This window comes from Microbulbifer maximicatervae (SeqCode) (assembly GCF_052467825.1).
The window spans coordinates 1,223,143-1,249,794 of the sequence record NZ_CP174327.1 but is presented as its reverse complement, the minus strand read 5'-3'; the positions used below and the strand labels follow the sequence as shown (position 1 = coordinate 1,249,794).

Annotated in this window: 20 protein-coding genes; 15 read left to right on the top strand and 5 right to left on the bottom strand. The window is 50.3% G+C overall.

Translation table 11 applies throughout. The features are described 5' to 3' along the window. Window positions 1-240: 240 nt before the first annotated feature. The gene (locus ACJJII_RS05570; RefSeq protein ID WP_444918573.1) at window positions 241-3,048 is read left to right on the top strand and encodes a TonB-dependent receptor domain-containing protein; all 2,808 of its coding nucleotides are present in this window, start codon (window positions 241-243) and stop codon (window positions 3,046-3,048) included. Between the two features lie 135 nt (window positions 3,049-3,183). After that, window positions 3,184-3,582 (top strand): VOC family protein, encoded by a 399-nt coding sequence (locus ACJJII_RS05565; RefSeq protein WP_444918572.1) that lies wholly within the window; start codon window positions 3,184-3,186, stop codon window positions 3,580-3,582. 494 nt (window positions 3,583-4,076) lie between these two features. Here ACJJII_RS05565 and gap read toward each other — a convergent pair whose 3' ends face one another. Both gap and tkt read right to left on the bottom strand, forming a co-directional pair. Continuing rightward, window positions 4,077-5,084 (bottom strand): type I glyceraldehyde-3-phosphate dehydrogenase, encoded by a 1,008-nt coding sequence (gene gap / locus ACJJII_RS05560; RefSeq protein WP_444918571.1) that lies wholly within the window; start codon window positions 5,082-5,084, stop codon window positions 4,077-4,079. A gap of 109 nt (window positions 5,085-5,193) precedes the next feature. Then, a complete protein-coding gene (tkt, locus tag ACJJII_RS05555) occupies window positions 5,194-7,194 on the bottom strand; it encodes a transketolase (protein ID WP_444918570.1) in 2,001 nt (666 codons plus the stop codon). Window positions 7,195-7,452: 258 nt separating this feature from the next. Between tkt and ACJJII_RS05550 the strand changes: the two genes are divergently transcribed. The 5 genes from ACJJII_RS05550 (at window position 7,453) to ACJJII_RS05530 (ending at window position 12,898) form a co-directional block, all read left to right on the top strand. After that, entirely contained in the window at window positions 7,453-8,409 is a 957-nt protein-coding gene (locus ACJJII_RS05550; RefSeq protein ID WP_108734975.1) for a metalloregulator ArsR/SmtB family transcription factor, read from the top strand. Window positions 8,410-8,481: 72 nt separating this feature from the next. Beyond that, window positions 8,482-9,702, top strand: coding sequence for a methionine adenosyltransferase (gene metK / locus ACJJII_RS05545; protein WP_282930687.1), 1,221 nt, complete (start codon window positions 8,482-8,484; stop codon window positions 9,700-9,702). A 107-nt stretch (window positions 9,703-9,809) separates the two neighbouring features. After that, window positions 9,810-11,186 carry an adenosylhomocysteinase gene (gene ahcY, locus ACJJII_RS05540; protein WP_369974263.1) on the top strand — a complete coding sequence of 459 codons (1,377 nt, stop codon included), beginning with the start codon at window positions 9,810-9,812 and terminating at the stop codon, window positions 11,184-11,186. Window positions 11,187-11,250: 64 nt separating this feature from the next. Then, window positions 11,251-12,081, top strand: a complete 831-nt coding sequence (gene metF / locus ACJJII_RS05535; protein ID WP_444918569.1) for a methylenetetrahydrofolate reductase [NAD(P)H] — start codon at window positions 11,251-11,253, stop codon at window positions 12,079-12,081. A gap of 151 nt (window positions 12,082-12,232) precedes the next feature. Beyond that, complete coding sequence (locus tag ACJJII_RS05530) at window positions 12,233-12,898, top strand: pseudouridine synthase (protein ID WP_444918568.1); 666 nt, start codon at window positions 12,233-12,235, stop codon at window positions 12,896-12,898. A gap of 62 nt (window positions 12,899-12,960) precedes the next feature. On the opposite strand, the gene ACJJII_RS05525 is transcribed toward ACJJII_RS05530, so the two are convergent. Continuing rightward, window positions 12,961-15,315, bottom strand: a complete 2,355-nt coding sequence (locus ACJJII_RS05525; RefSeq protein ID WP_444918567.1) for a Tex family protein — start codon at window positions 15,313-15,315, stop codon at window positions 12,961-12,963. Window positions 15,316-15,608: 293 nt separating this feature from the next. Between ACJJII_RS05525 and ACJJII_RS05520 the strand changes: the two genes are divergently transcribed. The 6 genes from ACJJII_RS05520 to ACJJII_RS05495 all read left to right on the top strand — a co-directional run bounded on the left by ACJJII_RS05520 (window position 15,609) and on the right by ACJJII_RS05495 (window position 22,601). Then, window positions 15,609-16,859, top strand: a complete 1,251-nt coding sequence (locus tag ACJJII_RS05520) for an efflux RND transporter periplasmic adaptor subunit (RefSeq protein WP_444918566.1) — start codon at window positions 15,609-15,611, stop codon at window positions 16,857-16,859. Then, window positions 16,859-19,990: an efflux RND transporter permease subunit gene (locus tag ACJJII_RS05515; protein WP_444918565.1), complete on the top strand. Its 3,132-nt coding sequence runs from the start codon at window positions 16,859-16,861 to the stop codon at window positions 19,988-19,990. Before ACJJII_RS05520 ends, ACJJII_RS05515 begins: the two co-directional genes overlap by 1 nt. Window positions 19,991-20,121: 131 nt before the next feature. Then, window positions 20,122-20,868: a 16S rRNA (uracil(1498)-N(3))-methyltransferase gene (locus ACJJII_RS05510; protein WP_444911786.1), complete on the top strand. Its 747-nt coding sequence runs from the start codon at window positions 20,122-20,124 to the stop codon at window positions 20,866-20,868. Between the two features lie 43 nt (window positions 20,869-20,911). Next, on the top strand, window positions 20,912-21,277 hold the full coding sequence (locus tag ACJJII_RS05505; RefSeq protein ID WP_282930692.1) for a hypothetical protein: 366 nt from the start codon (window positions 20,912-20,914) through the stop codon (window positions 21,275-21,277). Between the two features lie 14 nt (window positions 21,278-21,291). Continuing rightward, window positions 21,292-21,939 (top strand): HAD family hydrolase, encoded by a 648-nt coding sequence (locus ACJJII_RS05500; protein ID WP_282930693.1) that lies wholly within the window; start codon window positions 21,292-21,294, stop codon window positions 21,937-21,939. An 86-nt stretch (window positions 21,940-22,025) separates the two neighbouring features. Next, window positions 22,026-22,601, top strand: a complete 576-nt coding sequence (locus ACJJII_RS05495) for an OmpA family protein (RefSeq protein ID WP_444906891.1) — start codon at window positions 22,026-22,028, stop codon at window positions 22,599-22,601. A gap of 43 nt (window positions 22,602-22,644) precedes the next feature. Here ACJJII_RS05495 and ACJJII_RS05490 read toward each other — a convergent pair whose 3' ends face one another. Further along, window positions 22,645-24,348: a phytoene desaturase family protein gene (locus tag ACJJII_RS05490; protein WP_413663774.1), complete on the bottom strand. Its 1,704-nt coding sequence runs from the start codon at window positions 24,346-24,348 to the stop codon at window positions 22,645-22,647. Window positions 24,349-24,499: 151 nt separating this feature from the next. On the opposite strand from ACJJII_RS05490, the gene ACJJII_RS05485 reads away from it, so the two are divergent. After that, entirely contained in the window at window positions 24,500-24,706 is a 207-nt protein-coding gene (locus ACJJII_RS05485; RefSeq protein WP_413663773.1) for a ParD-like family protein, read from the top strand. After that, window positions 24,699-25,484 carry a type I methionyl aminopeptidase gene (gene map / locus ACJJII_RS05480; protein ID WP_444892341.1) on the top strand — a complete coding sequence of 262 codons (786 nt, stop codon included), beginning with the start codon at window positions 24,699-24,701 and terminating at the stop codon, window positions 25,482-25,484. Before ACJJII_RS05485 ends, map begins: the two co-directional genes overlap by 8 nt. Window positions 25,485-25,568: 84 nt before the next feature. Here map and ACJJII_RS05475 read toward each other — a convergent pair whose 3' ends face one another. Continuing rightward, window positions 25,569-26,531: a right-handed parallel beta-helix repeat-containing protein gene (locus tag ACJJII_RS05475; RefSeq protein WP_444895708.1), complete on the bottom strand. Its 963-nt coding sequence runs from the start codon at window positions 26,529-26,531 to the stop codon at window positions 25,569-25,571. Window positions 26,532-26,652 lie beyond the last annotated feature (121 nt).

The following is a 26,652-nucleotide window of genomic DNA, read 5'->3' as shown; positions in this document are numbered from 1 at the left end:
TATGTTATGGAAGTGAAGTTATAATTTTTATTTACTTAAAATAAATCTTTAATAGTTTATTCATGTCTATTCGGCTTTAGCGTCGTACGCGGAAAAATAGATACTTAAGGCCTTAAGTCACAATGAAATAGTTGCTTTTAAAAAATTGCCGGGTGAGTTTCTTTTTTTCTAATGGAGGCAATTTTAAGAATTCTTAGTAGATAAATTTAAAGTGATAATAAAATAGTAAAAGGGTTAACAATGAAAAATAATCTAATATCTATTGCCGTTAAGAGTGTTATTAGCTTGACAGGTGCAGCAATAATATTCCCTTCTATACCTGTGCTCGCTCAAGAAGATGCAGAATTGGTTGAAGAAATCGTTGTAACCGGGTCACGTATTAAGCGTGCAGATTTGGATAGTCCAAGCCCGGTAACTGTACTCGGGCGAGAAGATATGAAAATATCTGGCAAAACTGATGTGGGAGCTTTAATTCAAAGCTTGCCTTCAATGTCAGGTTCGCCGTTGGGAACAACTATCAATAACGGCGGTAATGGGGCTGTACAAATTAACTTGCGTGGACTGGGTGCTAACCGGACACTAAATTTAGTAAACGGGCATCGCTCAGTAGATATGGGGGACTATCAATCCATTCCTTCAGTTATGATTGAGCGGATTGAGATACTCAAAGATGGAGCTTCTGCAACTTATGGTGCTGATGCTGTTGCTGGGGTTGTAAATATCATAACGCGAAAGGATTTTGAAGGAGTTGAGGTTGAGCTTCAGAATGCCGACTTTATGGATGTAGACTCGATTAGCCAAAATAGTGTGAGTTTTATCGCTGGTCGAGAGTTTGATAGCGGAAATTTTGTTTTTGGTACAGAGTATATATCTCAAGAGGGTGCTTACCAATCTGACACTCCATGGGGTATCTTTCAGAATACTTATCATATTTTTCCGGAAGGTGGTTGCGAAAGTAATCCGGTTAGTTGCTATTCCGAAGGCTCCTCACGTATACCCGAGGGTCGACTCAATATTGGCGGTTCTAAATACATCAACTTGGGAGATGGCTTAGTTGAAGATGATGATCGCACCTATAACTATGCACCCTCTAACTATATTCAGACTCCGTTTGAACGGTACAACGTCTTTGCTGAAAGTAATGCTGAAATTACAAACAATGTGCGATTTATTTCCGAGGTCCGTGTAAATTATCGCGAGTCGGCCCAAGAATTGGCACCGATTCCCTATGACAGTCGCCCTGGTTTTGATCCGGCCTACAACGGTTATTTCGACTTCGATGGTGATGGTGTTTTGGAGGCTTACAATGGCATTCACCAAGACAATTATTATTTATCTAGGGCATTGGCAGATGCAGGAATTGATCACCAGCCGGCTATCGATGTACGTCGGCGTGTGGTAGAGGATCGCCGCAGAATGGAACAAAGGGTCCTCCAAGTACAGGGAGTGTTTGGCTTCGAAGGTAATATTAACGATTACGACTGGAAAATCAGCTACAACCGAGGCTATCGTACTCGAACGGACATTAATACTGGACAATTTCTTGGGGCGAGGCTGGCAAAAGCACTTGGTCCATCAGCAGATCTTGATGGTAATGGTGTTCCCGAATGTTATGCCGATATTAGTGATCAAAGTACATTGATAAGTGATTGTGTACCAATCAATATGGTTGATGGGGCGGGCACAATTACCGAAGAAATGCTTGCTTATGTGAGTTCAGATCTCACAGATCATAGGGTTACTACCCAAGAAGTTATCGACCTTAATATTAGTGGCAATGGATTTGAACTTCCTGGGGGAGCAATGACGTGGGCCCTAGGTGGAGGGTATTGGGCGCGTTCATTTACCCTCTCTCCAGACTCGGGTAAAGCAACCGGTGATGTTACCGGGTCTGTGGGGACGGGTACAGAAGGCTCTTTGTACAATACCAATCTACTTGCCGAGGTGCATCTTCCGATATTTAATAACGGTATTCAATCTATCGATATTAAAGGTGGATTACGCTATGACTCCTATAATATCTTTGGCAGCGATAACACTTGGCAATTGGGTTTGGATATGCAGGTGTTTGAAGAGCTTAAATTGCGTAGCACTTATGGAACGGTTTTCCGTGCCCCGACAATTACTAACTTATTCGGGGGGCGAAATGATAGTGCTCCATCAGCTATTGACCCGTGTTATGTCGACAGTATTAGCCAGCTTCCTGCTGGTTGCATTCAAATATCGGAGCAGGAGGATACTCAACTTCCTGCAACAGTCGGTGGCAACGAAGAGCTCCTACCGGAGTCAGGGAATACATTTACCCTAGGCCTTGTCTGGACACCGGACTTTATCGGAAGTTCGGATTTAAGCCTCACCCTGGACTACTGGAAAGCAGAAATTGATTCAGGTATTAGTTCTTATGGTGCTCAGTACATTATGGATCAATGTTACATAGAGCAGGTAGCCAGCTACTGTGACCTCATCACCAGAACTAGTGACTATACGATTCAAAATATATTGGATATTAATCAAAATGTTGCCGAACAGGGAGCGGCCGGAGTTGATTTTGAAACTCGATACTCATTAGATACCGAATTTGGACAATGGGATGCAGTCTTACTATGGACCCACTTGATTGAGCGTACCAAAATTGCTTATTCAGGGGCGGAGGCTATCCATTTAGAAGGACGTACCACTGATAGCACGGCACAAGATGGAGGGACTTACGCAGAAAACAAAATAAACTATTCCCTATCCTGGAATTGGAATGACTTCAATTTAAGTTACCGAGGTGAATATATAGGTGAGGTGAAAGGAGATCTTAACTATGGAACTTACATGGATGAAATATGGCGAGACTATAAGCAAACTATAAAAGCTCAGCTCTATCATGACCTTGTTGCTTCATATAATTTTAGTAATGGTATGGCTATTTCGGGCGGAATCACTAACCTTACTAACGAGGCTCCCCCATTTATTGATATTGGTTTCAATGCAAAAACGGACCCTTCGGTTTACCGCACATTTGGGCGAGGCTACTACCTGAGGCTGAGCCATAAATTTTAAGGAGTGGTAGTTGCCACAATTAAGGGCCGTATTTACGGCCCGCTTCATCTTCATGCACTACTTGATTTCTTAAAAAATATATAGCCCCGCTCTCAAAGGTGGCTATAAATCGTGTATTAGCCAGGGAAACTTCTAATGAACTCAATTGGCAGACTGGTAATTCTTGTCAACAGCTATGAAGAAGCTATTACCTTTTATTGTGACAAATTGGGGTTTGAAGTTTTTATAGACTATCAAGCAAAACCATATCGATTCGTTCATATTCGACTTCCGGAACAAAGAGATATGGGCATATGGTTACTTAAGGCAGATTCTGAGAGTCAGCTGAAGAAAGTTGGAGCACAAACTGCTGGACAGCCTTGCGCCGTTATTTACACCGAGAGCTTTGACCGAGAATATAAGAGGCTTGTAAACAATGGCGTCCACTTTAGCAAACCCCCCACCTCTGACGCAGATGCGGAGTTTGGTCACTTTGAGGACCTGTATGGCAACGAATTTATTTTAGTTGAATTAAAAGCAGGATCCCTGGAATAGACTTTAACTTGTCACTTTCGGTGCTTTTATAGAATACGCGACATACGGTCTTGTACTAAGAATTAAAAAAAGGGGGCATTCCAGGAGTACACCAAACTAAAGGAGTAGTCAGTTGTATTTTGCTATGAAGTTGTATATCGATACCGGTGACACTTTTGGACTATCCAATAGTCTCTGCACAACAGTGGGAAGCCGATATGATATTGCGGTATTAGGTATATTTCTTCACGTAAAAGAGAAGTGAGCCAGGGGAAATCTGACTATATAGGTGAGGAAAGCTGAGAAAGACTAAACTTAAAGATACAGAATTATGTATTGTAGAAAGGATGAGGTACTTGAAGCACTGCCTGATTTATAAAAATATTTTTAGGGATTAAAAAATACGTTATCGAGAGCTAGTAAAAACACTTCAGGCTTATTTCTACGGGCAGGTTTTACCAGCCTGCTTATTAGAATATGGCACCTTTTGATTTAAGATAAATGCACCTTATCTGCTAAAGCAGGGCTTTTGTCACATCCAGCATCCGATTCGCAAATCCCCATTCATTATCAAACCAAATCAAGATCTTGGCTAAGCGATTCCCCGCTACACGAGTTTGGCTTGCATCAATGATGCCGGAGCGGGGATCGTGATTAAAATCACAGGAAGCGAGAGGTTCTTGGGTAAAACCTAACACACCATTAAATTCAGATTTAGAAACTGATTTTAATAGGGCATTAACATCTTCCCGGCTAACTTCTTTTTGTAGTGAGACTGATAAATCAATCGCGGAAACGTTGACTGTGGGCACTCGCAGGGCTTGTGCCTCAAACTTGTCTACTAAATTAGGTAATATTCTCTCAATACCCCGGGCCAAGGCCGTATCAACAGGAATAACTGAGCTTACTGCTGAACGCGTCTTTCTCAGATCAGTATGATGATAGGCATCACTTACTGGCTGGTCGTTCATCGCAGAATGGATAGTAGTAATAACTCCAGCTTCTATTCCGAAGGCCTTATCCAGAGCGGCGATAACTGGCACGCTGCAATTAGTTGTGCAGGAGGCTGCCGAAATTACCCGTTCCTTGCCTGTCAAAATATGGTCGTTCACCCCGTAAACAATCGTGGCATCGACATCCCGGCTGGCAGGTTGGGAAAATAGTACTTTCTTGGCTCCTGCGGCAAGGTGCAACTCCGCGCCTTGTCGCTGCTTAAAGCTGCCGGTGCATTCCAGTACGATATCTACTTGATCCCGTCGCCAATCCAGATCTTCTAACCGCTCGCAATGAGTTACGGCAATAGAATCTCCGTTAACCACAAGGACATCTTTATGCACGGAAACTTCGCCTGAGAAGCGGCCGTGGACAGAATCGTATTTTGTCAGGTGTGCAATGGTGTCGCAGTCAGCCAGTTCATTGATGGCGACTATTTGTAAGTTATCGCGGGCGCCAGACTCATAGAGTGCGCGTAAAACGGAGCGGCCGATACGGCCGTAGCCATTGATGGCAATTCTAGTGGTCATAGCACAACTTTAGGCAGGAGAAAAAATGTCAGCTAAGCGTCCCCGCGCGGCGCTGAGCCAGTGCCGCACGGGGTTGATACCTAAATGATATTCAGTGGAGAAAACAGTACTACTTCAGCAGTTTTTCTACCGCTTCAGCCACATTGTCCACAGTGAAACCAAAGTAGCGCATCAAGTCGCCGGCAGGGGCAGATTCGCCAAAGGTTTCCATACCGATAATAGCGCCATCGAAACCGACAAACTTATACCAGTAGTCTTTGTGGCTCGCTTCTACCGCTACTCGTGCACGTACAGAAGAAGGCAGTACGGACTCACGATAAGCCTCTTCCTGCTCCATAAACAACTCGGCACAGGGCATGGAAACAACGCGAACTTTCTTGCCAACCAGTTTTTCCTGGGCCGCCATCGCCAGCTCTACCTCGGAGCCAGTGGCAATAATAATGGCTTCAGGAGTACCTTCGCAGTCGGACAGTACGTACCCACCGCGCTCAATCTGAGCCAGCTGTGCGCTGTCGCGATCTTGAGGAGCCAGGCCCTGACGGCTAAAGACCATGGTGCTGGGGCCTTCTTTGCGCGCGATAGCCATCTTCCAGCTCACTGCGGATTCAGTGGCATCACAGGGGCGCCAAGTGTGCAGGTTCGGAGTGGCGCGCAAGGCGCTGAGCTGTTCTACCGGCTGGTGAGTCGGGCCGTCTTCGCCGAGGCCAATAGAGTCGTGGGTGTAGACAAAGACCACACGCTGCTTCATCAGTGCGGCCATGCGCACAGCGTTGCGGGCGTATTCCATAAACATCAAGAAGGTAGCGCCGTAGGGCACGAAACCACCGTGCAGAGCGATACCATTCATAATGGCGCTCATACCGAATTCGCGCACACCGTAATAGATGTAGTTGCCGGAGGCATCCTCGGCGCTGACACCTTTGGAGCCTGACCAGATAGTGAGGTTGGAGCCGGCCAGGTCGGCGGAGCCACCGAGGAATTCGGGCAGCAGCGGGCCGTAGGCGTTCAGAGCGTTTTGGCTGGCTTTGCGAGAGGCGATCTTCTCTGCATTTTCCTGGCAGGCTTTGATGTACTCATCTGCTTTGCTGAGGAAATCTGCGGGCAATTCACCGCTCATGCGGCGCTCAAATTCGGCTGCCAGCTCCGGGAATTCTTCGCGGTAATCGGCGAGGATATCTTTCCACTCGTCTTCCTGGGCTTCACCTTTGGCTTTGGCATCCCAGCCGGCGTAAATATCTTCGGGGATTTCAAATGGGCCGTGGGCCCAACCGAGGGTTTCGCGAACCAGGGCGATCTCTTCGTCACCCAGCGGTGCACCGTGACACTCTTCGCGCCCCTGTTTGTTCGGGGAGCCGAAGCCGATCACGGTTTTGCAGCAGATAATGGTGGGCTTATCGGTAACAGAGCGAGCTTCTTCAATAGCGGCTTTGATAGCGGCGGAATCGTGGCCATCCACATTGGGGATTACGTGCCAGCCGTAGGATTCAAAGCGCTTGGGCGTGTCGTCGGTGAACCAGCCTTCCACTTCACCATCGATGGAAATGCCGTTGTCGTCATAGAAGGCGACCAGCTTGCCCAGGCCCAGAGTGCCGGCCAGGGAGCAGGCTTCGTGGGAGATACCTTCCATCAGGCAGCCATCGCCCAGGAATACATAGGTGTGATGGTCTACCAGCTCGTAGCCGGGGCGATTGAACTGGGCACCCATTATCTTTTCTGCCATTGCCATACCAACAGCGTTGGTGATGCCTTGGCCCAGTGGGCCGGTGGTGGTTTCTACACCAGGGGCATAACCGTATTCGGGGTGGCCCGGAGTTTTGGAATGCAGTTGGCGGAAGTTCTGCAGCTCTTCAATCGGCAGGTCATAGCCGGACAGGTGCAGCAGGGAATAAAGCAGCATGGAGCCGTGACCATTGGACAGTACAAAGCGGTCGCGATCGGCCCAGCTGGGGTTGGCCGGGTTGTGCTTTAAGTAGTCATTCCACAGCACCTCGGCGATATCCGCCATACCCATGGGCGCACCGGGGTGGCCGCTTTTGGCTTTTTGGACCGCGTCCATGGACAGGGCGCGAATGGCGTTGGCCTTTTCAGCGCGAGAGGGAGTAGAAGACATAAGAAGAGCTCTCTGGTTTCTTAGCTAGGGTGCGGCGCTGCTCTGCCGGCAGATTCCCGCAACAACAAAATGGTGGCGTATTTTCCCGTAAAGGGCGGCCCCGCGCAAAGCTTTGGTTGGGGATTTGTTGTTGAGTGCAGCAACAAACTTCTAATTCTATGCATTAGGCGGCGCCATTAACATCTATATCAAAAATATTTAATAAAGCTATATCAAAACATTTTGATATAGGTGTGCTCCCCTGCTAGACTTCGCCCCATGTCTGAAAATGAGCCAGCACCCGAACTGAGTCCAGCCGAGGCAATTCCTCAGCTGGCCTTGACCCTGAAAGCCGCCGGAGATCCCCTGCGGCTCGAAATATTGCGCCTGCTCAGCCAGGATTCTTACAGTGTTTTAGAGCTGTGCCGAATCTTTGATTTGCGCCAACCGGCCCTGAGTCATCACTTGAAAGTGCTCGCCCAGGCAGGTCTGGTGAACAAGCACCGCGAAGGTAATAACCTTTTCTACCGGCGCACTGCAGCTACTCCACTGCTGGCACAGCTATTTACAAACCTGGATCATTTGCCTCTGGCCGATGTGCGGGTGCAGGCGGTATCCCGGATTTCTGAGGAGAGAGCGGAAGCATCGCGACGTTTCTTTGCCGATTACGGCAACCGCTTTCGCGAGCAGCAGGAATTGATCGCCAGCTATGACGTATACGGACCACAAGTGGCTCAGCTGCTCAAACCTGGTCGCCATGCCTTGGAAGTTGGGCCTGGAGAAGGTGAATTTCTACAGGAGTTGGCTCAGCGTTTCGCGACAGTGACAGCACTGGATCTGTCTTCTGCAATGTTGGAGCGGGCTCAATCTTTTGCCGATGAACAGGGTATTAAAAATATCGAGTTTGTCTGTAGCGATACCCGCGCTGCTGCGGCACGGCCGGCCAGTGCCGACACCATCGTGGTGAACATGGTGCTGCACCACACTCCTGACCCGGCACAAATTTTTCACGACTTGCACGGCGCCCTAAAAAAGGGCGGGCAGCTTTTAATTGCAGAATTGCAAGAACACAGCCAGGACTGGGCCAGAGAGGCCTGCGGAGATTTATGGCTGGGTTTTGCTCCAGAGCAGTTAAGTGACTGGGCCGCGACTGCCGGCCTGCAAGATGGGCGCAGTATTTACAGCGCCCTGCGCAACGGCTTTCAGATCCAGATAAGAGAGTTTATTAAGCCCTGACGGGGGTTTGTCAGGCACAGCCTGAAGTTAAAAGATATTCAACCGCTGCGGCGGGACAATGGAGACCTCAAAATGAGTGAATACAGACTGTTTACCTCAGAATCCGTATCTGAGGGGCACCCGGATAAAATTGCCGACCAGATTTCCGATGCTGTATTGGATGCTCTACTGGCCCGTGACAAGCAGGCGCGGGTTGCCTGTGAAACCCTGGTGAAAACCGGTATTGCTGTTATTGCCGGTGAGATTTCCACCTCTGCCTGGGTAGACCTGGAAGAGCTGGTGCGTAAAGTTATCACCGATATCGGCTACACCTCTTCTGACGTGGGTTATGACGGTGAGACCTGTGGTGTTATCAATGTGATCGGTAAACAATCTGTGGATATCGCACAGGGTGTAGACCGCGCTAAGCCGGAAGACCAGGGTGCTGGGGACCAGGGGTTAATGTTTGGTTATGCGACCAACGAAACCCCCACCTTTATGCCTGCGCCGATCTACTATTCCCACCGCCTGGTTGAGCGCCAGGCTGAAGTGCGTAAATCCGGTCTGCTTCCCTGGTTACGCCCCGATGCAAAAAGCCAGCTGACCTTCCGTTACGACGAACAGGGCCGCCCCTGCGCGATCGATGCGGTTGTTCTTTCAACCCAGCACAACCCGGATGTCAGCCAAAAAGATCTGCGCGATGCAGTGATGGAGCTGATTGTTCACAACACCTTGCCGCTGGAATGGCTGCATAAAGACACCAAGTTCCATATCAATCCGACGGGCAACTTTGTTATTGGTGGGCCAGTTGGGGACTGCGGTCTCACCGGGCGCAAGATTATCGTCGACACTTACGGTGGCTCTGCTCGCCATGGCGGCGGTGCATTTTCCGGTAAGGATCCCTCCAAGGTTGATCGCTCTGCCGCTTATGCGGGTCGTTATGTGGCCAAGAACATTGTCGCGGCAGGCTTAGCCAAGCGTTGTGAGATTCAGGTTTCCTACGCCATCGGTGTCGCCGAGCCAACCTCCGTAGCAATTAATACTTTTGGAACCGGTTTGGTACCAGAGGATAAGCTGGTGGAGCTGGTGCGCGAAAACTTTGACCTGCGCCCTTACGCCATCTCCAAATCCCTCGATCTGCTGCACCCGATGTATCAGTTGACTGCAGCTTACGGTCACTTTGGTCGCGATCCGTTTACCCACACTTACAACTGGATCGACAGCAACGGCCAGGAACGCAGTGAGAGCTTTACTGCTTTCCCATGGGAAAAAACCGATAAAGCGGATGCGCTCCGCTCCCAAGCCGGCCTCTAAGTTTCAGAAATAAATATTCATGCCCGCGCCAAAAGCGCGGGCACACAAAATATGCTGGGTACCACCCGGCAAGCAGATAATTTTTGGACTCAAAAACGATGAATCAAATGAGCACTGAATTTAAAGATTACAAAATCGCGGACATTTCCCTGGCCGAGTGGGGGCGCCGTGAAATTGAAATTGCAGAAGGTGAAATGCCGGCACTGATGACTCTGCGTGAGAAATACCGCGCAGAGCAGCCGCTGGCAGGTGCCCGTATCATGGGCTGTATCCACATGACGATCCAGACTGCAGTGCTGATCGAAACCCTGGTCGCACTGGGTGCTGAAGTTCGCTGGTCCTCCTGTAATATTTTCTCCACTCAGGATCACGCCGCTGCCGCCATTGCTGCGCGCGGAATCCCCGTATTTGCCTGGAAAGGTGAAACTGAAGAAGAGTATGAGTGGTGCCTTGAGCGCACTATTGGTGCCGATGTTGCCGGCTGGCAACCCAATATTATTCTGGACGACGGTGGCGACCTCACCGAGCTGCTGCACCGCGAATACCCGCAACTTCTGGATGCTTGCCACGGTGTGAGTGAAGAGACCACCACCGGCGTACACCGCCTGCAGGATATGCTGCGCGAAGGCACTCTGAAGATTCCTGCGATCAACGTCAATGACGCTGTGACCAAGAGCAAGAACGACAATAAATACGGCTGTCGCCACAGCCTCAACGACGCCATCAAGCGCGCCACTGACCACCTGCTCTCTGGTAAGCGAGCGCTGGTTATTGGCTACGGCGACGTAGGTAAAGGTTCCGCAGCATCCCTGCGCCAGGAAGGTATGATCGTACGGGTTTCTGAAGTGGACCCGATCTGTGCGATGCAGGCTTGTATGGACGGCTTCGAGCTGGTTTCCCCCTACATCGACGGCGTTAATACCGGTACCGCTGAGGGTATTAACAAGCAGCTGTTGGCCAATACAGACCTGATAGTTACTACAACTGGCAACGTAAACGTTTGCGATGCCCACATGCTTTCCGCCCTGAAGAGTGGTGCGGTGGTTTGTAATATTGGTCACTTCGATAATGAAATCGATACCGCCTTTATGCGTGAAAACTGGGAGTGGCAGGAAGTTAAGCCGCAGGTACATAAGGTAGTTCGCAATAGCGAAACCAATGATCACCTGTTGCTGCTGTCTGAAGGCCGCCTAGTAAACCTTGGCAACGCTACTGGCCACCCGAGCCGCATTATGGATGGTTCTTTTGCCAACCAGGTTCTCGCCCAGATCCATTTGTTCAAAGAAAAGTTTGCCGACTTGCCGGCAGATCAAAAGACTTCAGCACTGTATGTAAAAGTATTGCCCAAGCACCTGGATGAAGAAGTTGCACGCTATATGGTTGAGGGTTTTAGTGGTGTTATTACCCGTATGACCGAGCAACAAGCTAACTATATCGGTGTTTCAGTTGAAGGTCCGTTCAAACCTGAAAGTTATAAGTACTAATCACCCCTAACTAAAAGGTGCCGGTATCGCCGGCACCTGAATTGTGCGGGGTTGGAGAAATATAATGAAAGACTCCATTCGCATAAGTTTCGAATTTTTCCCTCCCAAAACGCCAGAGGGTCGCGAGAAACTATACAAAACTCGTGAAGCGCTGCAGGCATTTAACCCTGAATTCTTCTCTGTAACTTATGGTGCCGGTGGTACCACAAGAGAGACAACGTCGAGTATTGTGACCAATATGCGGCGAGATGGTATTTCAATTGCTCCTCATTTGTCGTTTGGTGGTGATAATGAAGAGACAATACTGGGTTTGTTAAATGATTATAAACAGGCGGGAATTAATCGAATAGTTGCACTGCGTGGTGATATGCCGTCGGGCATGGGTGCAGTGGCGCAACTGGTTTATGCGAATGAATTAGTCGCCTTTATTCGCCGACATACCGGTGATCAATTTCATCTTGAAGTAGCTGCTTATCCAGAGATCCACCCGGAGTCGAACAGCTATGATGATGATATTCGCTATTTAAAAGGTAAATTTGAGGCAGGTGCTAATAGCGCACTGACACAATATTTCTATAACCCGGATTCCTATTTTTACTTTATTGATCAGTGTGAAAAGGCGGGTATCGATGCGCCCATTTATCCAGGTATTATGCCGATAGCTAATTTTGCCAACCTTGTGCGTTTCTCTCGCAATTGTGGTGCGGAAATTCCGAGGTGGTTGGTTAAACGCATGGAAAGCTTCCGTAATCCTGAAGACATTCGAAAGCTTGGATTAGAGGTTGTTACCGACCTCTGCGAGACCTTATTAGAGGGGGGTGCACCGGGTTTACATTTTTACACAATGAATCAGGATGCAATCGTTACTAAGATTTTGAAAAGCCTCAAGCTTTAATTGAAAACTCGAAAGCTATTGCTTTCGAGTTTTCTGTTTATGAAACATTGACTGAAATTTGCATATCGTTTGTTCAGAATTTACTGACTGGAAATTTAGTATCTTTTCTGGGCCATCTGAAATATTTTTAAATTCCGGTAGGTTGGTATAAATGCGGAATTATAACCCCCCCCTGAAACCATTCCTCTCAATACTATATGAGGATGAAGCACTACTGGTTTTAGAAAAACCCAGCGGGCTTCTCAGTGTTCCGGGAAGAAGTGCTGATCATAAAGACAGCTTAGCTAGTCGAGCGCAATCACTATATCCAGATGCATTAACTGTCCATCGATTGGATATGGATACTTCAGGACTAATCGTAATGGCGCGCAGTGTTGAGGTACATAAGGCGCTGAGTACTTTATTTCAAAATCGTGAAGTTGAGAAAGCCTACTATGCGCGGGTATGGGGTGTGCCTGAAAATGTAAGTGGTGAAGTGGATTTGCCCCTTATTTGTGACTGGCCAAATAGGCCGAGGCAAAAAGTAGATTTTGCCGAGGGCAAGCCATCTCTAACCCGCTGGGAGAAAGTCTTCAGCTCTGAAAACAGTAGCTTGATTCGACTTATGCCAGTTACTGGACGCTCTCACCAACTCCGCGTGCATATGCAGGCAATAGGACATCCAATATTGGGGGACCCCTTTTATGCCCATCCTGATGCGTTGAAGGGGGCTTCGAGGCTACTGTTACATGCTAGCGAGCTGAAATTTTCTCACCCTGTAAGTGGAGAAGCTTTACATTTTACTAGCGAGTTGCCCGGAGAGTTTTTAATTGAATAATATGCCAAGAGGGGTTGTCAGAGATATAAAAAGGGCGGCCATTTGGCCGCCCTTTTTATCGGTTATTTTTTATTCTTCATCGCCGCCATCAAAATATCACCCATGCTGCCACGGCCATTACCTTGGCCCCCTTTCTGGGAGCGGTTGCCCTGTTGCTTATTGTAGCGCTGGGCTTGGCGGTTTTCGCGTTGGTCATCTTTTTTAATACCGCCACTACCCTGCTCACCAGGCTCATCAGATAAACGCATGGAAAGGCCAATGCGTTTGCGGGCAACGTCCACTTCCATCACTTTAACTTTGACAATATCACCGGCTTTTACGACTTCGTGAGGATCTTTAACGAACTTCTCTGAGAGTGCAGAGATATGTACCAATCCATCCTGGTGAACACCGATATCCACAAAGGCACCGAAGTTGGTGACGTTGGTGACGGTCCCCTCGAGTACCATTGCCGGGCGCAGATCTTTTATTTCCTCTACGCCCTCTTCAAATTTGGCCGTGCGGAATTCCGGGCGCGGGTCGCGACCGGGTTTTTCCAGTTCGGCGATAATATCGGTAACGGTAGGTACACCAAATTTCTCGTCGGTATAGTCTGCCGGGTTCAGTCGGCGCAGGAAGCCGGAGTCGCCGATAAGGCTGTTAATTTCACGGCTATTTTTCTCGGCAATGCGTTTAACCACGATATAGGACTCGGGGTGCACACCGGATTTATCCAGCGGATTTGCACCGTTATTAATACGCAGGAAGCCGGCGGCCTGTTCAAATGCCTTGGGCCCTAAACGCGGAACTTCCATCAGTTGCTTACGATTTTTGAAAGCGCCGTTCTGGTCGCGGTAGCTGACAATATTGTTGGCAATAGATGTAGTCAGGCCGGAAACCCGAGCCAGCAGCGGTGCAGAGGCAGAGTTCAGCTCAGCGCCGACACCGTTTACACAGTCCTCGACTACGGCGTCCAGTGAACGAGCCAGCTGAGTCTGGGAAACGTCGTGCTGATACTGACCAACACCAATGGATTTGGGTTCGATTTTCACCAATTCTGCCAGCGGGTCCTGCAGGCGGCGGGCGATGGAGATAGCTCCACGGATAGTCACGTCAAGATCCGGGAATTCCCGTGCAGCAAATTCAGAGGCGGAGTAAACGGAAGCACCGGCTTCGTTAACCACAACTTTTTGAGCCGTCAGCTTATATTGCTTAATGGTTTCCCCGACGAATTTGTCGGTTTCGCGGCTGGCGGTGCCGTTGCCAATGGCGATCAGGCCCACATTGTATTTATTACACAGGGCGGCAATAACCGCTGCAGACTCCTGGTGACGATTCTGTGGCGGGTTGGGGAAGATGGCGGTGTGGTCGAGTATCTTGCCTGTGGCATCGACCACGGCGACTTTGACTCCGGTGCGCAGGCCCGGGTCGAGGCCGATAGTGGCCTTTTGCCCGGCCGGAGCGGCCAGCAGCAGATCTTTCAGGTTGCGGGAGAATACCTTGATGGCCTCCTCTTCTGCTTTCTCACGCAGCTCACCCATCAGGTCAGTTTCCAGTGCGGTCAGCAGCTTGATTCTCCAGGTCCAGCGCACCACTTCGCCGAGCCATTTGTCTGCAGGGCGTCCTTCGTCGGTGATATCCACATGGCGGGCAATCATGGCTTCGCAGGGATGGCTGGCGGTTGGGGAGGTCCCCTCTTCATCGGCGAGGCCCACGCTGATAGCGAGTACGCCTTCGTTGCGGCCGCGGAAAATAGCCAGGGCGCGGTGCGAAGGCACCTTGGACCAGTCTTCGGCGTATTCAAAATAGTCGCGGAACTTGGCCCCTTCCTCTTCTTTGCCTTCGAGCAGTTTGGATTTCACCTGTCCGTCGCGCTTGAGGAATTCACGCAGCTTGCCCAGCAGCTCGGCGTCTTCGGCAAAGCGCTCCATCAGGATAAATTTGGCTCCATCCAGAGCGGCTTTGATGTCTTTGACGTGAAGGGAGGCGTCTTCGTTGTCGGTGTTGAGGTATTGCTCTGCTTCAGCTGCGGGGTCGAGGGAGGGGTTGTTGATCAGTGCATCGGCCAGCGGTTCCAGGCCAGCCTCGATGGCGATTTGCCCTTTGGTGCGGCGCTTGGGTTTGTAGGGGAGGTAGAGGTCTTCGAGGCGATTCTTGGTGTCGGCACTGTTAATTTGTTGTGACAACTCTGGAGTCAGCTTGCCCTGCTCATCGATGCTTTTCAGGATGGCAGCGCGGCGCTCTTCCAGTTCGCGCAGATAGCGCAGTCGGTCTTCCAAGGTGCGCAGCTGGGTGTCGTCCAGGGCCCCTGTCACTTCTTTCCGGTAGCGCGCAATAAATGGGACTGTGGCTCCTTCATCGAGCAGGGATACTGCGGCGGTAACCTGTTGTGGTCTGACATTGAGTTCTTCGGCGATGCGAACGTTGATATCCAGCATTGATGTTTACATCCGTTTTCCGGGAAATTTCGTACCGTTAAGGGCGATGTTGGACCAGTAAGTAGCCTTTCAGTTTCCGTGGTATTTGGCGGGTAAACGAGAGGGCCCTTACAGGAGTAATTTTGGGTCGGCATTATGCGTTACCCGAGCGCAGCGAGGAAGGTTTGCGGCAGGACACAAACTTGTGCGGCAGTCTGCATCCAAATTGCCTCTTATGTGCGTCGAACTCCAGTAGAATGCGTACTAACTAAAATTTGACCAATTCAGGTCAGGGAACGGGGTAGAGGGTACCTGTGAAAGTCTCGAGTAAAAACAAGCTGTTATTCATTGTATTGTTAGTCGGGGTGGCTGTTATTGCTGCGGTGGTTGTATTGAAACCGAAGCCGGAGGAAAAACCGCCAGAGGTGGTGGTACCGCCAATGGCTGATGTTCTCTATATAGAACCCCGTCGCCAGACACTGTTGGTACCCAGCCAGGGAACCGTTCATGCCCGCCATGAAATCGATGTGATCGCGCGAGTCGGCGGTGTGATCGAAAGCGTCGATGAGGCATTTGTTCCCGGTGGCTTCTTCAATAAAGACGCCCGTTTATTGCAGCTCGAGCAAGCAGACTATCGCTACCAGGTCACTCGCGCGGAATCGCAACTGGCAAATGCCAAGTCCACCCTGGCTCAGGAGCAGGGCCATGCCAAGCAAGCTAAGCGCGAGTGGCGTGACCTGGGATCAGAAGCTGCTAATGCCCTGTTCCTGCGCAAACCCCATCTCGAAGCTGCCCAGGCTGCAGTTGAAGCAGCGAGAGCTGACCGCGATCAGGCAAAACTGGACTTGGAGCGGACATCACTCAAAGCCCCCTTCGCAGGTCGTGTAGTTGAGACTTTTGTCGACCTGGGACAGTACATTACCCCCGGCACCCCTCTGGCAAAAATTCACAGCACCGGTATCGCTGAAGTCCGCCTCCCTCTGACCGACCAGCAACTAGCGTTGCTCGATCTTCCCCTGGGTAAAACTATTGAGAATGGCCCCGCTGTGCGTCTGAAAGCTGTTGTGGCTGGACGTGAACACGAGTGGCGTGCGCAGTTGGTGCGAACCGAAGCGAGTATCGATCCCAATAGCCGCTTTATTTTTGCTGTTGCCCAGGTACAGAAACCCTATGAAGGGGATGTGCCGCTGATGAATGGCCTGTTTGTTGAGGCAGATATTGCCGGCAGAACCTTTGATGATGTTGTGGAGCTGCCCCGTCAGGCACTACATGAAGGAGATCACCTGTTGGTTCTGAATGACGAGAGTCAGCTGATCTACAAAACTGTTGAGCTGTTACAAACCATCGGTGACAGAATCTGGCTCCGCGGGGATATCGCTATGGGTGACCGAGTGATTGTTTCAAGCTTGGGCTACTCCCGTGAGGGTATGGTACTTACCGCTAATCCCCTCAATGAGCGGCCAGCGGGCCTGGGGAGTCTTCCTGAGGATTCAGCAGATCCCTCTACAGTATCCGCTGCTGGTGATGCCGGTGGTGTTAGCAATGCTTCCCAGGGAGGCAAGTGATGAGCGGAATCATCCCGTGGTTTGCGCGCAATAGCAAAGCCGCAAACCTGCTGATGATTATGATAATCATCGGCGGAATCTTTGGCCTTATGAGTATCGACCGGGAGGTGTTTCCCACGCTGCAGCTGGGGATTGTAGAGGTTAATATCTCTTACCCCGGCGCCGGTCCGGCAGAGGTGGAGCAGCAGGTAACTGTTCGGGTTGAGGAGGCTATCTCTGAAGTAAAGGGTATTAAGGAGGTAAATTCTGCTTCCCGACGGGGTAGTGCCTCTATTGAAATCCAGGCGATGGATGGCTACGACGAGCTGCGATTGCTCAACGATATTAAGGTTCAGGTGGATAGTATCAACACCTTTCCCGACGGTATTGAGCGTCCCGTTATTCGCTTGATTGAAGCCAACGCCGAGTTAATGATGATCGCCATCGGTGGGCCAGTTTCTGAGCGTCAGCTCAAGGAAACCACCCTGGATTTGCGCGATAAGCTCAACCTGATTTCCGGTGTGCGCAGAGTTGATGTTTGGGGTGATCGACCAGACGAGTTGTCCATTGAAGTTTCCGAGCTGGATTTACGTCGTTACAACCTGAGCTTTAATCAGGTTGCCGACGCGGTGCGCCGCTCCTCCCTGGATTTGCCTGCCGGCATGGTGCGCTCGGACCGCGGTGATATTCAGGTGCAAACTCGTGGCCAGGCCTATACCGCTGAAGACTTCGAGCGTATCCCCGTAGTTAGCCGTGCCGATGGCTCTGTATTGTTGCTGCGCGATGTAGCGACAGTGCGCGATGGCTTTGAGGAATACAACAACGTTATTCGTTTTAATGGCAATCCCGCCATGAACCTTCGCATTATTCAGGGCGAGCCCCTGGATGTGGTGAAAACCGCTGAGCGAATAAAAGCGTTCCTGGAGGAGACTCGCGAGCAATTGCCACCGGGCATGGAACTGGATGTCTGGTTCGACTTCTCCAAGGCATTTGAAGGCCGCATGAATCTGCTGACTACCAATGCCCTGAGCGGTTTTGCCATGGTGTTTGTCATGCTGATGCTGTTCCTGCGCCCGGCTCTGGCCATGTGGGTAACCGTTGGCATTGTTGTCGCTTTCCTAGGTGCTTTCTGGCTGTTGCCGGTGACCGGCGTCAGCCTAAATATGCTGTCATTGTTCGCCTTCCTGTTAATACTCGGGATTGTGGTGGACGATGCCATCATTGTGGGGGAGGCAGTGCATGCTGCCCACGATAGAGGTGAATCTGGCTTAGCTGCAGCTGAGCAAGGGGTGAAGCAGGTAGCTTCCCCGGTAATTTTCGCCGTGACCTCCACCATGGTGTTCTTTATCCCCATGCTGTTTCTACCCGGCATTACCGCACAGATGATGCTGGCCTTGCCGGTGGTGGTACTGCTGTGTCTGGTCTTCTCCCTGGTGGAATCCCTGTTGATTCTGCCGGCTCACTTGGTGGGCATGAAGCCAGAGAAACCTGCTAAATCGACACTGGGAATTAAATTACAAAACGTACGTAGAAGTTTTGCCGGTGCGATGAAGACGGCCGGAGATAAGTACTACCTGCCTTTACTGGAAAAGTCCCTAAGCAATAGCCGCACCACAGTGATGAGCTTTATGTTGGCACTGGGTTTGTCGATCGCTGTTTTCCAGAGTGGTTATGTGGGCTCTTCATTCTCACCCCAGGTCCCCTCTGATTTATTGCAATTGCGAATTTCTATGGCCTCAGGTGAACCCTTCAGTGAAGCTGAACGGGTAATGGAACAGGTACTCACCGCCGCTGATAAGTTGGAAATCGATGAGGGAATGCTGGAGCAGAACAAGGGTGAGTCCTTCTTGCAGAACTCCCTGGTTTTCAATTGGCGTGGCAATATTTATGTAACTTTGCAGCTTACCGATGGAGAGATGCGTGATGTCACCTCCGAGTCTTTAGCGTTGCGTTGGCGCGAATTGATTGGCGAGCTGCCGGCTAGCGTCGAGGACATGAATATTGATGCGAGCATCAACAATAGCAGTAATGGTATGAGCCTGAACTTGAGCACAGCCTCAGGGGATATGGGTGAACTGCGCGCTGCTGCTGATTTGGTTAAGGAAAAACTGGATAGTTATGTCGGTGTTTATGATGTGCGGGATAACCTGACCAGTGCCCGTCGCGATATTGAGATCCAGCTGAAGCCTTACGCCACCACGATGGGCATTAACCTGTCAGATGTGGCCAGGCAGGTTCGTCAGGGTTTCTACGGTGAGGAGGTTCAACGTATCCCACGTGGTCGTGAGGATGTTCGCGTAATGGTTCGCTACCCTATGGAGGAGCGCGCCAGCGAAGAGCAGATGGACCGCATTCGCATTCGTACCAACGATGGGGAAGTACCCTTCTCAGCGGTGGCCGAGGCAGTTTACGTGCCGGGCTATACCACGATTCGCCGCAACGATCGCGAGCGCACCGTGCGGGTACTTGCCGAAATAACGCCGAATACTTCCAGCGCGCAGGATATCCTTAAGGATATGCGCGAGACCCTGGTACCTGAGCTGGAGCGCCAGTTCCCCGGTTTCTCCCTGAGAACCGCTGGGGAAATGCAGGAAGAGGAAGAGTTTAACGGTGCTATCCTGGCCTTCTTCGTATTGTCCCTGTTCGGCATTTATGCGCTGCTGGCGATTGCTTTCCGCTCCTACTCTCAGCCGCTGCTGATCCTTACTGCTGTGCCGTTTGGGTTCTTCGGTGCTTTAGTTGGCCACCTGTTGATGGGACACAACATCAGCATTATGTCGATGCTCGGCTTCCTCGCAGCGGCGGGCGTGGTTGTGAACGACAACCTGGTATTGATGGATCGTATTAATCAGCTGCGCGCTCAGGGTATGGCGGTGATGGATGCGGTAGTACACGCGGGCCGGGATCGTTTCCGCCCGATTATCCTGACCTCGATTACTACCTTTATCGGTCTGGTACCGATTATGTTCGAACGTTCAATCCAGGCCCAGTTCCTGATCCCGATGGTGATCAGCCTGGCATTCGGTGTACTGTTTGCAACGGCAGTGACTTTGATCTTGGTTCCCAACCTGTACAAAGTTATTGAGAAGTTACGCCCGAAGCACAAAGTTGCAGTAGAAGACGATACCCCGGTCTCATTGGAGACTGTGTAGCGCAGGTATTCAGGCGCAGTGGTGGATCGCCTTCACCATTGCGCCTTTGGGGTATAAATGCCTAAACTAACTGCCAGCAAAATGCCGACATTCCTGTCGGCTTTTTTATGGTGTTTGAATAGGATTCTCCCATGCGCATCCCGCGTATTTTTTCCAAGCAGCCTCTGGCTTCCGATCAAGAAGTAGACCTGGATGAGCTGGCTTCCCGTCACCTGGTAAAAGTACTTCGCTTGAATGCGGGCCACCCTTTAGTTCTTTTTGACGGCAATGGTGGTGAGTATACGGCGGAGTTGATCGAGACCGGCAAACGAGCGCGCGCACGCACGGGAGAGTACTGCGCAGGGGATCGCCAGTCACCGTTGGCACTGACCCTGGCGATCGGTATTTCTCGTGGCGATCGCTTCGATTGGGTGATTCAGAAAGCCACTGAGCTGGGAGTGGCGGCGATACAGCCGCTGTTTACCGAACGTTGTGAAGTGAAGCTGTCCGGGGACCGCTTACAGAAAAAACTGGGTCACTGGCGCCAGATTGCTATCAGTGCCTGTGAGCAGTGTGAGCGCAACCGGGTGCCGGAGATTGCCGAACCGATAAAGCTGGCGCAGTATTTACAGAGTGAATCTGCTGAAGCTGAGCCCCAAGCCAAGTTGGTATTGCATCACCGCACCGAGCTGGATTTGCGCCAATGGCAGGCGGAGCGCGGTACACCGGAGTCCGCCCTGCTACTGGTAGGTCCAGAAGGCGGGCTATCGCAGGTGGAAATCGATGCGGCACTGGCGCAGGACTTTATGCCTCTGCGCTTGGGACCAAGGGTGATGCGCACTGAGACAGCGCCGATAGCAGCATTGTCGGTATTGCAATTTCAATGGGGTGACTTGTAGTCGCTGAAGGAATGGACTCGAGAGTATTCAGGGAGAGAAGAGCATGATAAAAGCATTTATCTGGTTGTTGGGCATTGTCATCGTTGTGTTGTCACTGGCGATTATTGCCAAGCCGAAACTGGCACAAAGCCTCAGCGAACGGCTTAACGAAACCGGCTATGCCCTCTCCGCCTGGGCGCGAATTATTATTGGCCTGATCCTTTTACTAATTGCAGACACTCGCCACTGGTATATTTTGTTCAACGCTCTCGGCGTACTGGTACTATTGAGTGGTGCCTATATGCTGCAAATTGGTTTTGAGCGGGGCAAAGAATTAGCGGTTAAAATTTCCCGTGGCAATGAAAATTTCCTGCGTATTAGCGGCGTCATCGGTGTCATCCTCGGCCTGATGCTGCTCTCTGCGCGTTAACGATGTAGGTTCCCATGTCTTCTACCGATTTAATTATTTTTGACTGTGATGGTGTGCTGGTAGACAGCGAGAGCATCGTCTGTCGCATATTGGCAGAAGAAATGAATCGCCTGGGCTTGCAGACCACCGCCGAGGAGCTGGACGAGCAATTCAGCGGTCGCCCGGCCAGGGACTGCTTGGTGGAAATCGAGAAGCGCTTTGGCGGACCACTACCGGATAATTATTTTGGCAATACGGAGCGGCGTATCCGCGAGGCGTTCCAGCAGGAATTACAGCCAGTTGTGGGTATCGAAGGCCTGCTCGACCAACTGCAGCAGCTGGGGCTGCGCAGCTGCGTGGCCTCCTCGGGCTCTCACCAGAAAATGCAGCTGACACTGAATAAGACCGGCTTGTACGATTATTTCGACGGGCGTATTTTCAGTGCCGACGATGTATCCCGGGGCAAGCCCTGGCCAGAGCTGTTCCTGCACGCGGCAGATGCCATGGGGGTGGCACCGGAGCGCTGTCTGGTGGTGGAGGACTCCATTGCCGGTGTCTCTGCGGCCGTCTCTGCAGGTATGCGCGTGGTTGGCTACAGCGCTCACCCAGTGCGGGGCCCCCAGCTGGAACAGCAGGGTGCCCGGGTAGTCACAGATATGATGGCAGTTCTAAATTTTATTTAATGGCCACAGTGGCCGAGACTTCCGGTTGATCAGCGCTTTCGCTGTTCTACACTGAATTTGACGTCGAGAAACCGGAAGCTGTACCTATGGCGGGTAAATTCTTGTCTGCCAGTTGCCTATTCTTATTGGCCTTTACTCTGGTGGGCTGTGACCAGTCCGAATCCCCAAAGAAATATACGCTCGAACCTGTCGATGGAATACAGTCAGGTGACAGTGAGAAGACTGCCCGAGCAGCGGCCCCCTTTGCCGATGAGCTGGTGAGGTTTTTACGGGGAAATAACCGGTCCATCGGGGACACATTCCGCCTGCGCCTGGAGTTCGATCCCGGCGGTTTTGCCCCCCGCATAGAAACCATTGCCGATCTGGAAGCCTTGCTGGTGATCATGCGCGATTTTTCAGAGATGCGAATCTCCATTGAGGGGCATACAGACAGTGGCGGCGATGCGAAGAAGAATCTCAGCCTGTCCCAGCGTAGAGCGGATTGGGTAAAGCATTTCCTGATAGAGCGGGGCGTCTCCGCTGACCGTATGGAAGCCCAGGGCTACGGCGATACTGATCCGATTGCGGATAATGAGACAGAGAAAGGCAAGCGGGAGAACCGCCGCCTGATGATCCGGGTACTAAATTTTGATCGTGTTCCCAGCAAACTGCCGAGGCGCTAACCCCGAACAGCTTGCAGGTGAAGAGCTAGCTTAGGATAGTGTCTCAGCTAGAGGCATTACCCAATTCCTCACTGGAATTTACCGGCGCCTTTGGGGCTTGGTTGGAAAATATTTTCTTCATTAATTTTCCAGTTTGACGCAATCCAATAATACTCTGCGCTGTGAGCATACCGGAGATCATTGCACCGGCTACGCCGCAGCTCATCACATCCTGCCCTGTAAGGTAGAGCCCTTTGACCCGGCTTTTGGGTCTCAGCCAGGATTGCTCAAAGCGGTTGGGATCGTGATCCAGTCCGTAGATCTCTCCCCGTGGGTAGAAGCAGAAATAATCCGTGGATAACGGGGTTGAAAGCTCGTAGTAATCGATTTCCCCACGCAACTGCGGCATGTGCTTATACAAATGCTCCAGCAGGCGCTGGCTAAATGCCTCCTTCAGGTCCTCGTAATCATCTCCCCGCTTGCCCCAAGGCTTGTCGTGCCACTGGGCAAACCAATCGTAGTTGGCCGGTGCCACAATTTCGATAGTGGCGCGGCCCGGGTAGCGCTGGGTAAAGGTGGGGTCTTTCGCAGACGGGAACGAAATATAGACTAACGGTATTTCCTTATCCTGATCGTCGATAAAGGCCTGCATATCCTCTTCGTACTGATCGCTGGAATAGATCCAGTAATTAGTCTTGGGCAGGTTTAATTCTTCCGCAGTTTTTTCCAAGCCAATATACAGACACAGGTGAGACATGGAGCGGTTGACGGTGTCCAGGTCGCGGATATATCCCATGCGCTCACTGGTGCTGCGCGGTAACAGCTTCTCGAAGGTATTAAATACCCCTGCGCCGGAGACAACTAATGGCGCTTCGATTTCATGTCCGTCGGACATTCTTACACCGCGAACCTGATCCCCATTCATCAGGATGGTTTCCACCTTGGCATAGGTAAATACATCTCCACCACTGGCCTGGATTTGGGGAATAATCGTTTCGGAGATTTTGCTGGCGCCGCCGACAGGATAGTAACCGCCATAGAGATAATGCTTGGCGATCAGGGCGTGAATAATAAAGCTGCCCTCGGATGGGGTCATGCCATTATCACCCCACTGCCCTGTCAGCACAGAGATCAGCTTTTCATTGCTGGTGATTCCACTGAGAACTTCGCGGGTGGTTTTATTGAGCCAGGCGGGTTCGCGCAGCTTTCTCCACAGGCGAATAAAAGGCCCACACCAGGAGGGCAGCATTTTTTCCATTGCCAGTCGCTGCATGGCTTTGGCAACTACATTCAGCCGTTGCAGGTACTCCTCGATATTCGCGCGCTCATCGGGGAAGTGGCTGACCAACTCATCGATAAATTGCTGGCGGCCGGCTTTCAGGTCGTATTGTTTATCGCCAATACAGATGCGGTCATAGGTGCTGTCCATTGGCGCCCAGTGCAACTGGTTATTGGAAATAAAGTCGAAGATCTTGCGGGTCATGGTGGGGTGTTCGCCCACATCGCCGATATAGTGGACGCCGACATCCCACTCATAACCATTGCGGTCATAGGCGTGGGTGTATCCCCCGGCAGTGTAGTGTTGCTCAAGGACAAGTGCTTTCTTGCCCATGGCACTGAGCATCGCAGCACAAGTCAGACCGCCAATGCCTGAGCCGATGATAATGGCGTCGTAATTGCCTTCCAGGCGGCTCGGGCGATAGCGCCGACCAATACGCAGCCGGCTTGGTTTTGGGGCACTGCGCTTCTTCTCAGGGGTCTCTGTCATGATGGCCTCGCCACTATTGTTTTTATTCCTCAACCATAGCGCCCCCTATCGAGCTATGCAATAAGTTGCATATTAATATTCTGTATATCTATTTTGCGCTTTTATATGTAACGTATACAATTTGTATATAAAGCATATCAAGGTAATAGTTATGGGCATCGTCAAGATATCCGATGAGCTACACGATGAGATTCGCAAGGCCAGTACGGTGATGGCCCGTTCAATTAATTCCCAGGCGGAGTACTGGATCAAGATTGGGATGCTGGCGGAGCTGAACCCGGAATTAAGCTACAGCGACTTGTGTAAGAAGTTGCTGCGCAATCAGGCATTAACCCTGGAAGAGCTGACACGTGAGTGAAATAAAAATAAAGACTCCTGATGAGCAGGAGTTAATGCGCCAATCGGGTCAATTGTTGAGCCGTGTATTTGCCATGTTGGACTCCTTTATTGAACCGGGGGTCTCGACAATGCAAATTAATGAGCGGGTAGAAGAATTTATTGTCAATGAACTCAATGCCCGCCCCGCCAGCAAGGGGCAATATGATTATCCCTACGCCCTGAACACCTCAGTCAATGAAGTAGTCTGTCACGGCATGCCGAGTGATAAGCAGCTACTGCGGGAGGGAGATATCATCAATGTGGATATTACCCTGGAGAAATCTGGCTATATTGCGGATTCCAGCAAAATGTATAGCATCGGAACCGTGACCCCTATTGCCAGAAAACTGGTAACCACCTGCTATGAAGCTATGTGGGCCGGTATTGCCACGGTAAAGCCGGGAGTTACTTTTGGTGATATCGGCAATGCAATCCAGCGCCATACCGAGCGCAACGGCTTCAGTGTCGTACGGGAATATTGTGGTCATGGTATTGGCCGGGAAATGCACGAGGCCCCGCAGGTTCTTCACTTTGGGCGCCCTGGTTCCGGTGAAGTTTTGCAGGAGGGAATGACATTTACCATTGAGCCCATGATCAATCAGGGAAATCGTAAAACTAAACTTAAGAAAGATGGCTGGACTGTAGTAACTAAGGATAAAAAGTTATCTGCTCAATGGGAGCATACGATTTTGGTAACCGGTGACGGTTATGAAGTGCTAACGCTTAGGGATGAAGAGAGATCTTCTAAGATTAAATAGCGGCCAATTAGTGATCGTTAGGTAGATAGCAATGGGTAGCGAGACACTTTACATTTTCGCTACCCACTGTTTTCAATAGATATTTTAATCCAGGCATGCAGGTTCTGCTGCGGTAAACGTGTTAAAGACCCAAGTATTGGTGCCGCTGCAATCGCCCGGATCGGTATCATCTTCCAAATCGTAAGGTGAGTTATTGAGAGAGGTATTTCGAACAATCTTGTTAAATTCACTACCCTCAACAAAGATACCGATACCTCCTTCGCCATTACTCTCTACGGTATTTTGAGTTACTAGAGTATTTGAGGAAAGCCTAATCGGAATACCTAAACCAGAATTTCCTGAGACGTTATTTAGTGAGATGGTAGAAAAATCAGCATTGTCAGATTCATCTCCTTCCCCTACGGCAATACCATCATTTAATCCGTTGGTCACTATATTAGAGAAGACATTGGTAAATTGCCCATTTACTTCGATTCCCTGATTGCCACTTCCACTTATCTCATTAAAACTAATATTGTTAAAGGATCCTCTTAATTCAATGCCCGAGTTATCAATACCCGTTATGGTATTTCGAGTTACGGTATTAGTGTTACCATTTAATTCTATGCCATCGCCGCGATCGCTGTTGGTGATAATATTATCCCTGGCAATACTGTTATTGGATTCTATGTAGATGGCATCGAATATCGTATCAATGATTTCCATAGAATAAATACTGTGTGAGCCTTCCCCTTCCGCATTGACCCCGTCTCGACAGGCCGCAATGATCCCACCATATACCTGGGCTCCAATACCAGTTAACAGTATTCCGGCCTGCCCCGTTGCCTCTTCATCATCACAGGTAAGCTGAAAGCCGTCCATATTCAGGCTTCCACTAGGACCCTCTATGGTTAAAGCGACTTCATTTTGTTCCGTTATCACACAGAGCAAATCCCTATCCAGAGTGGTTGGTGTTGTAATAATATCTCCACAGTCAATAGCCCAAACAGAAAATGGACTCAATAATCCTGAAAATAAAACTGTTGCGTAAATGTTACGTATTTTCATTATGTGTACCTTTTAAGTGGAGAGTATTCCTATGACATTCGTTATGTTCCAATTGCGAATTTATAGGAATTAATTCCGCTTTTGTAATATATAATTGGAATTTATTTTCTGTTTTATATCA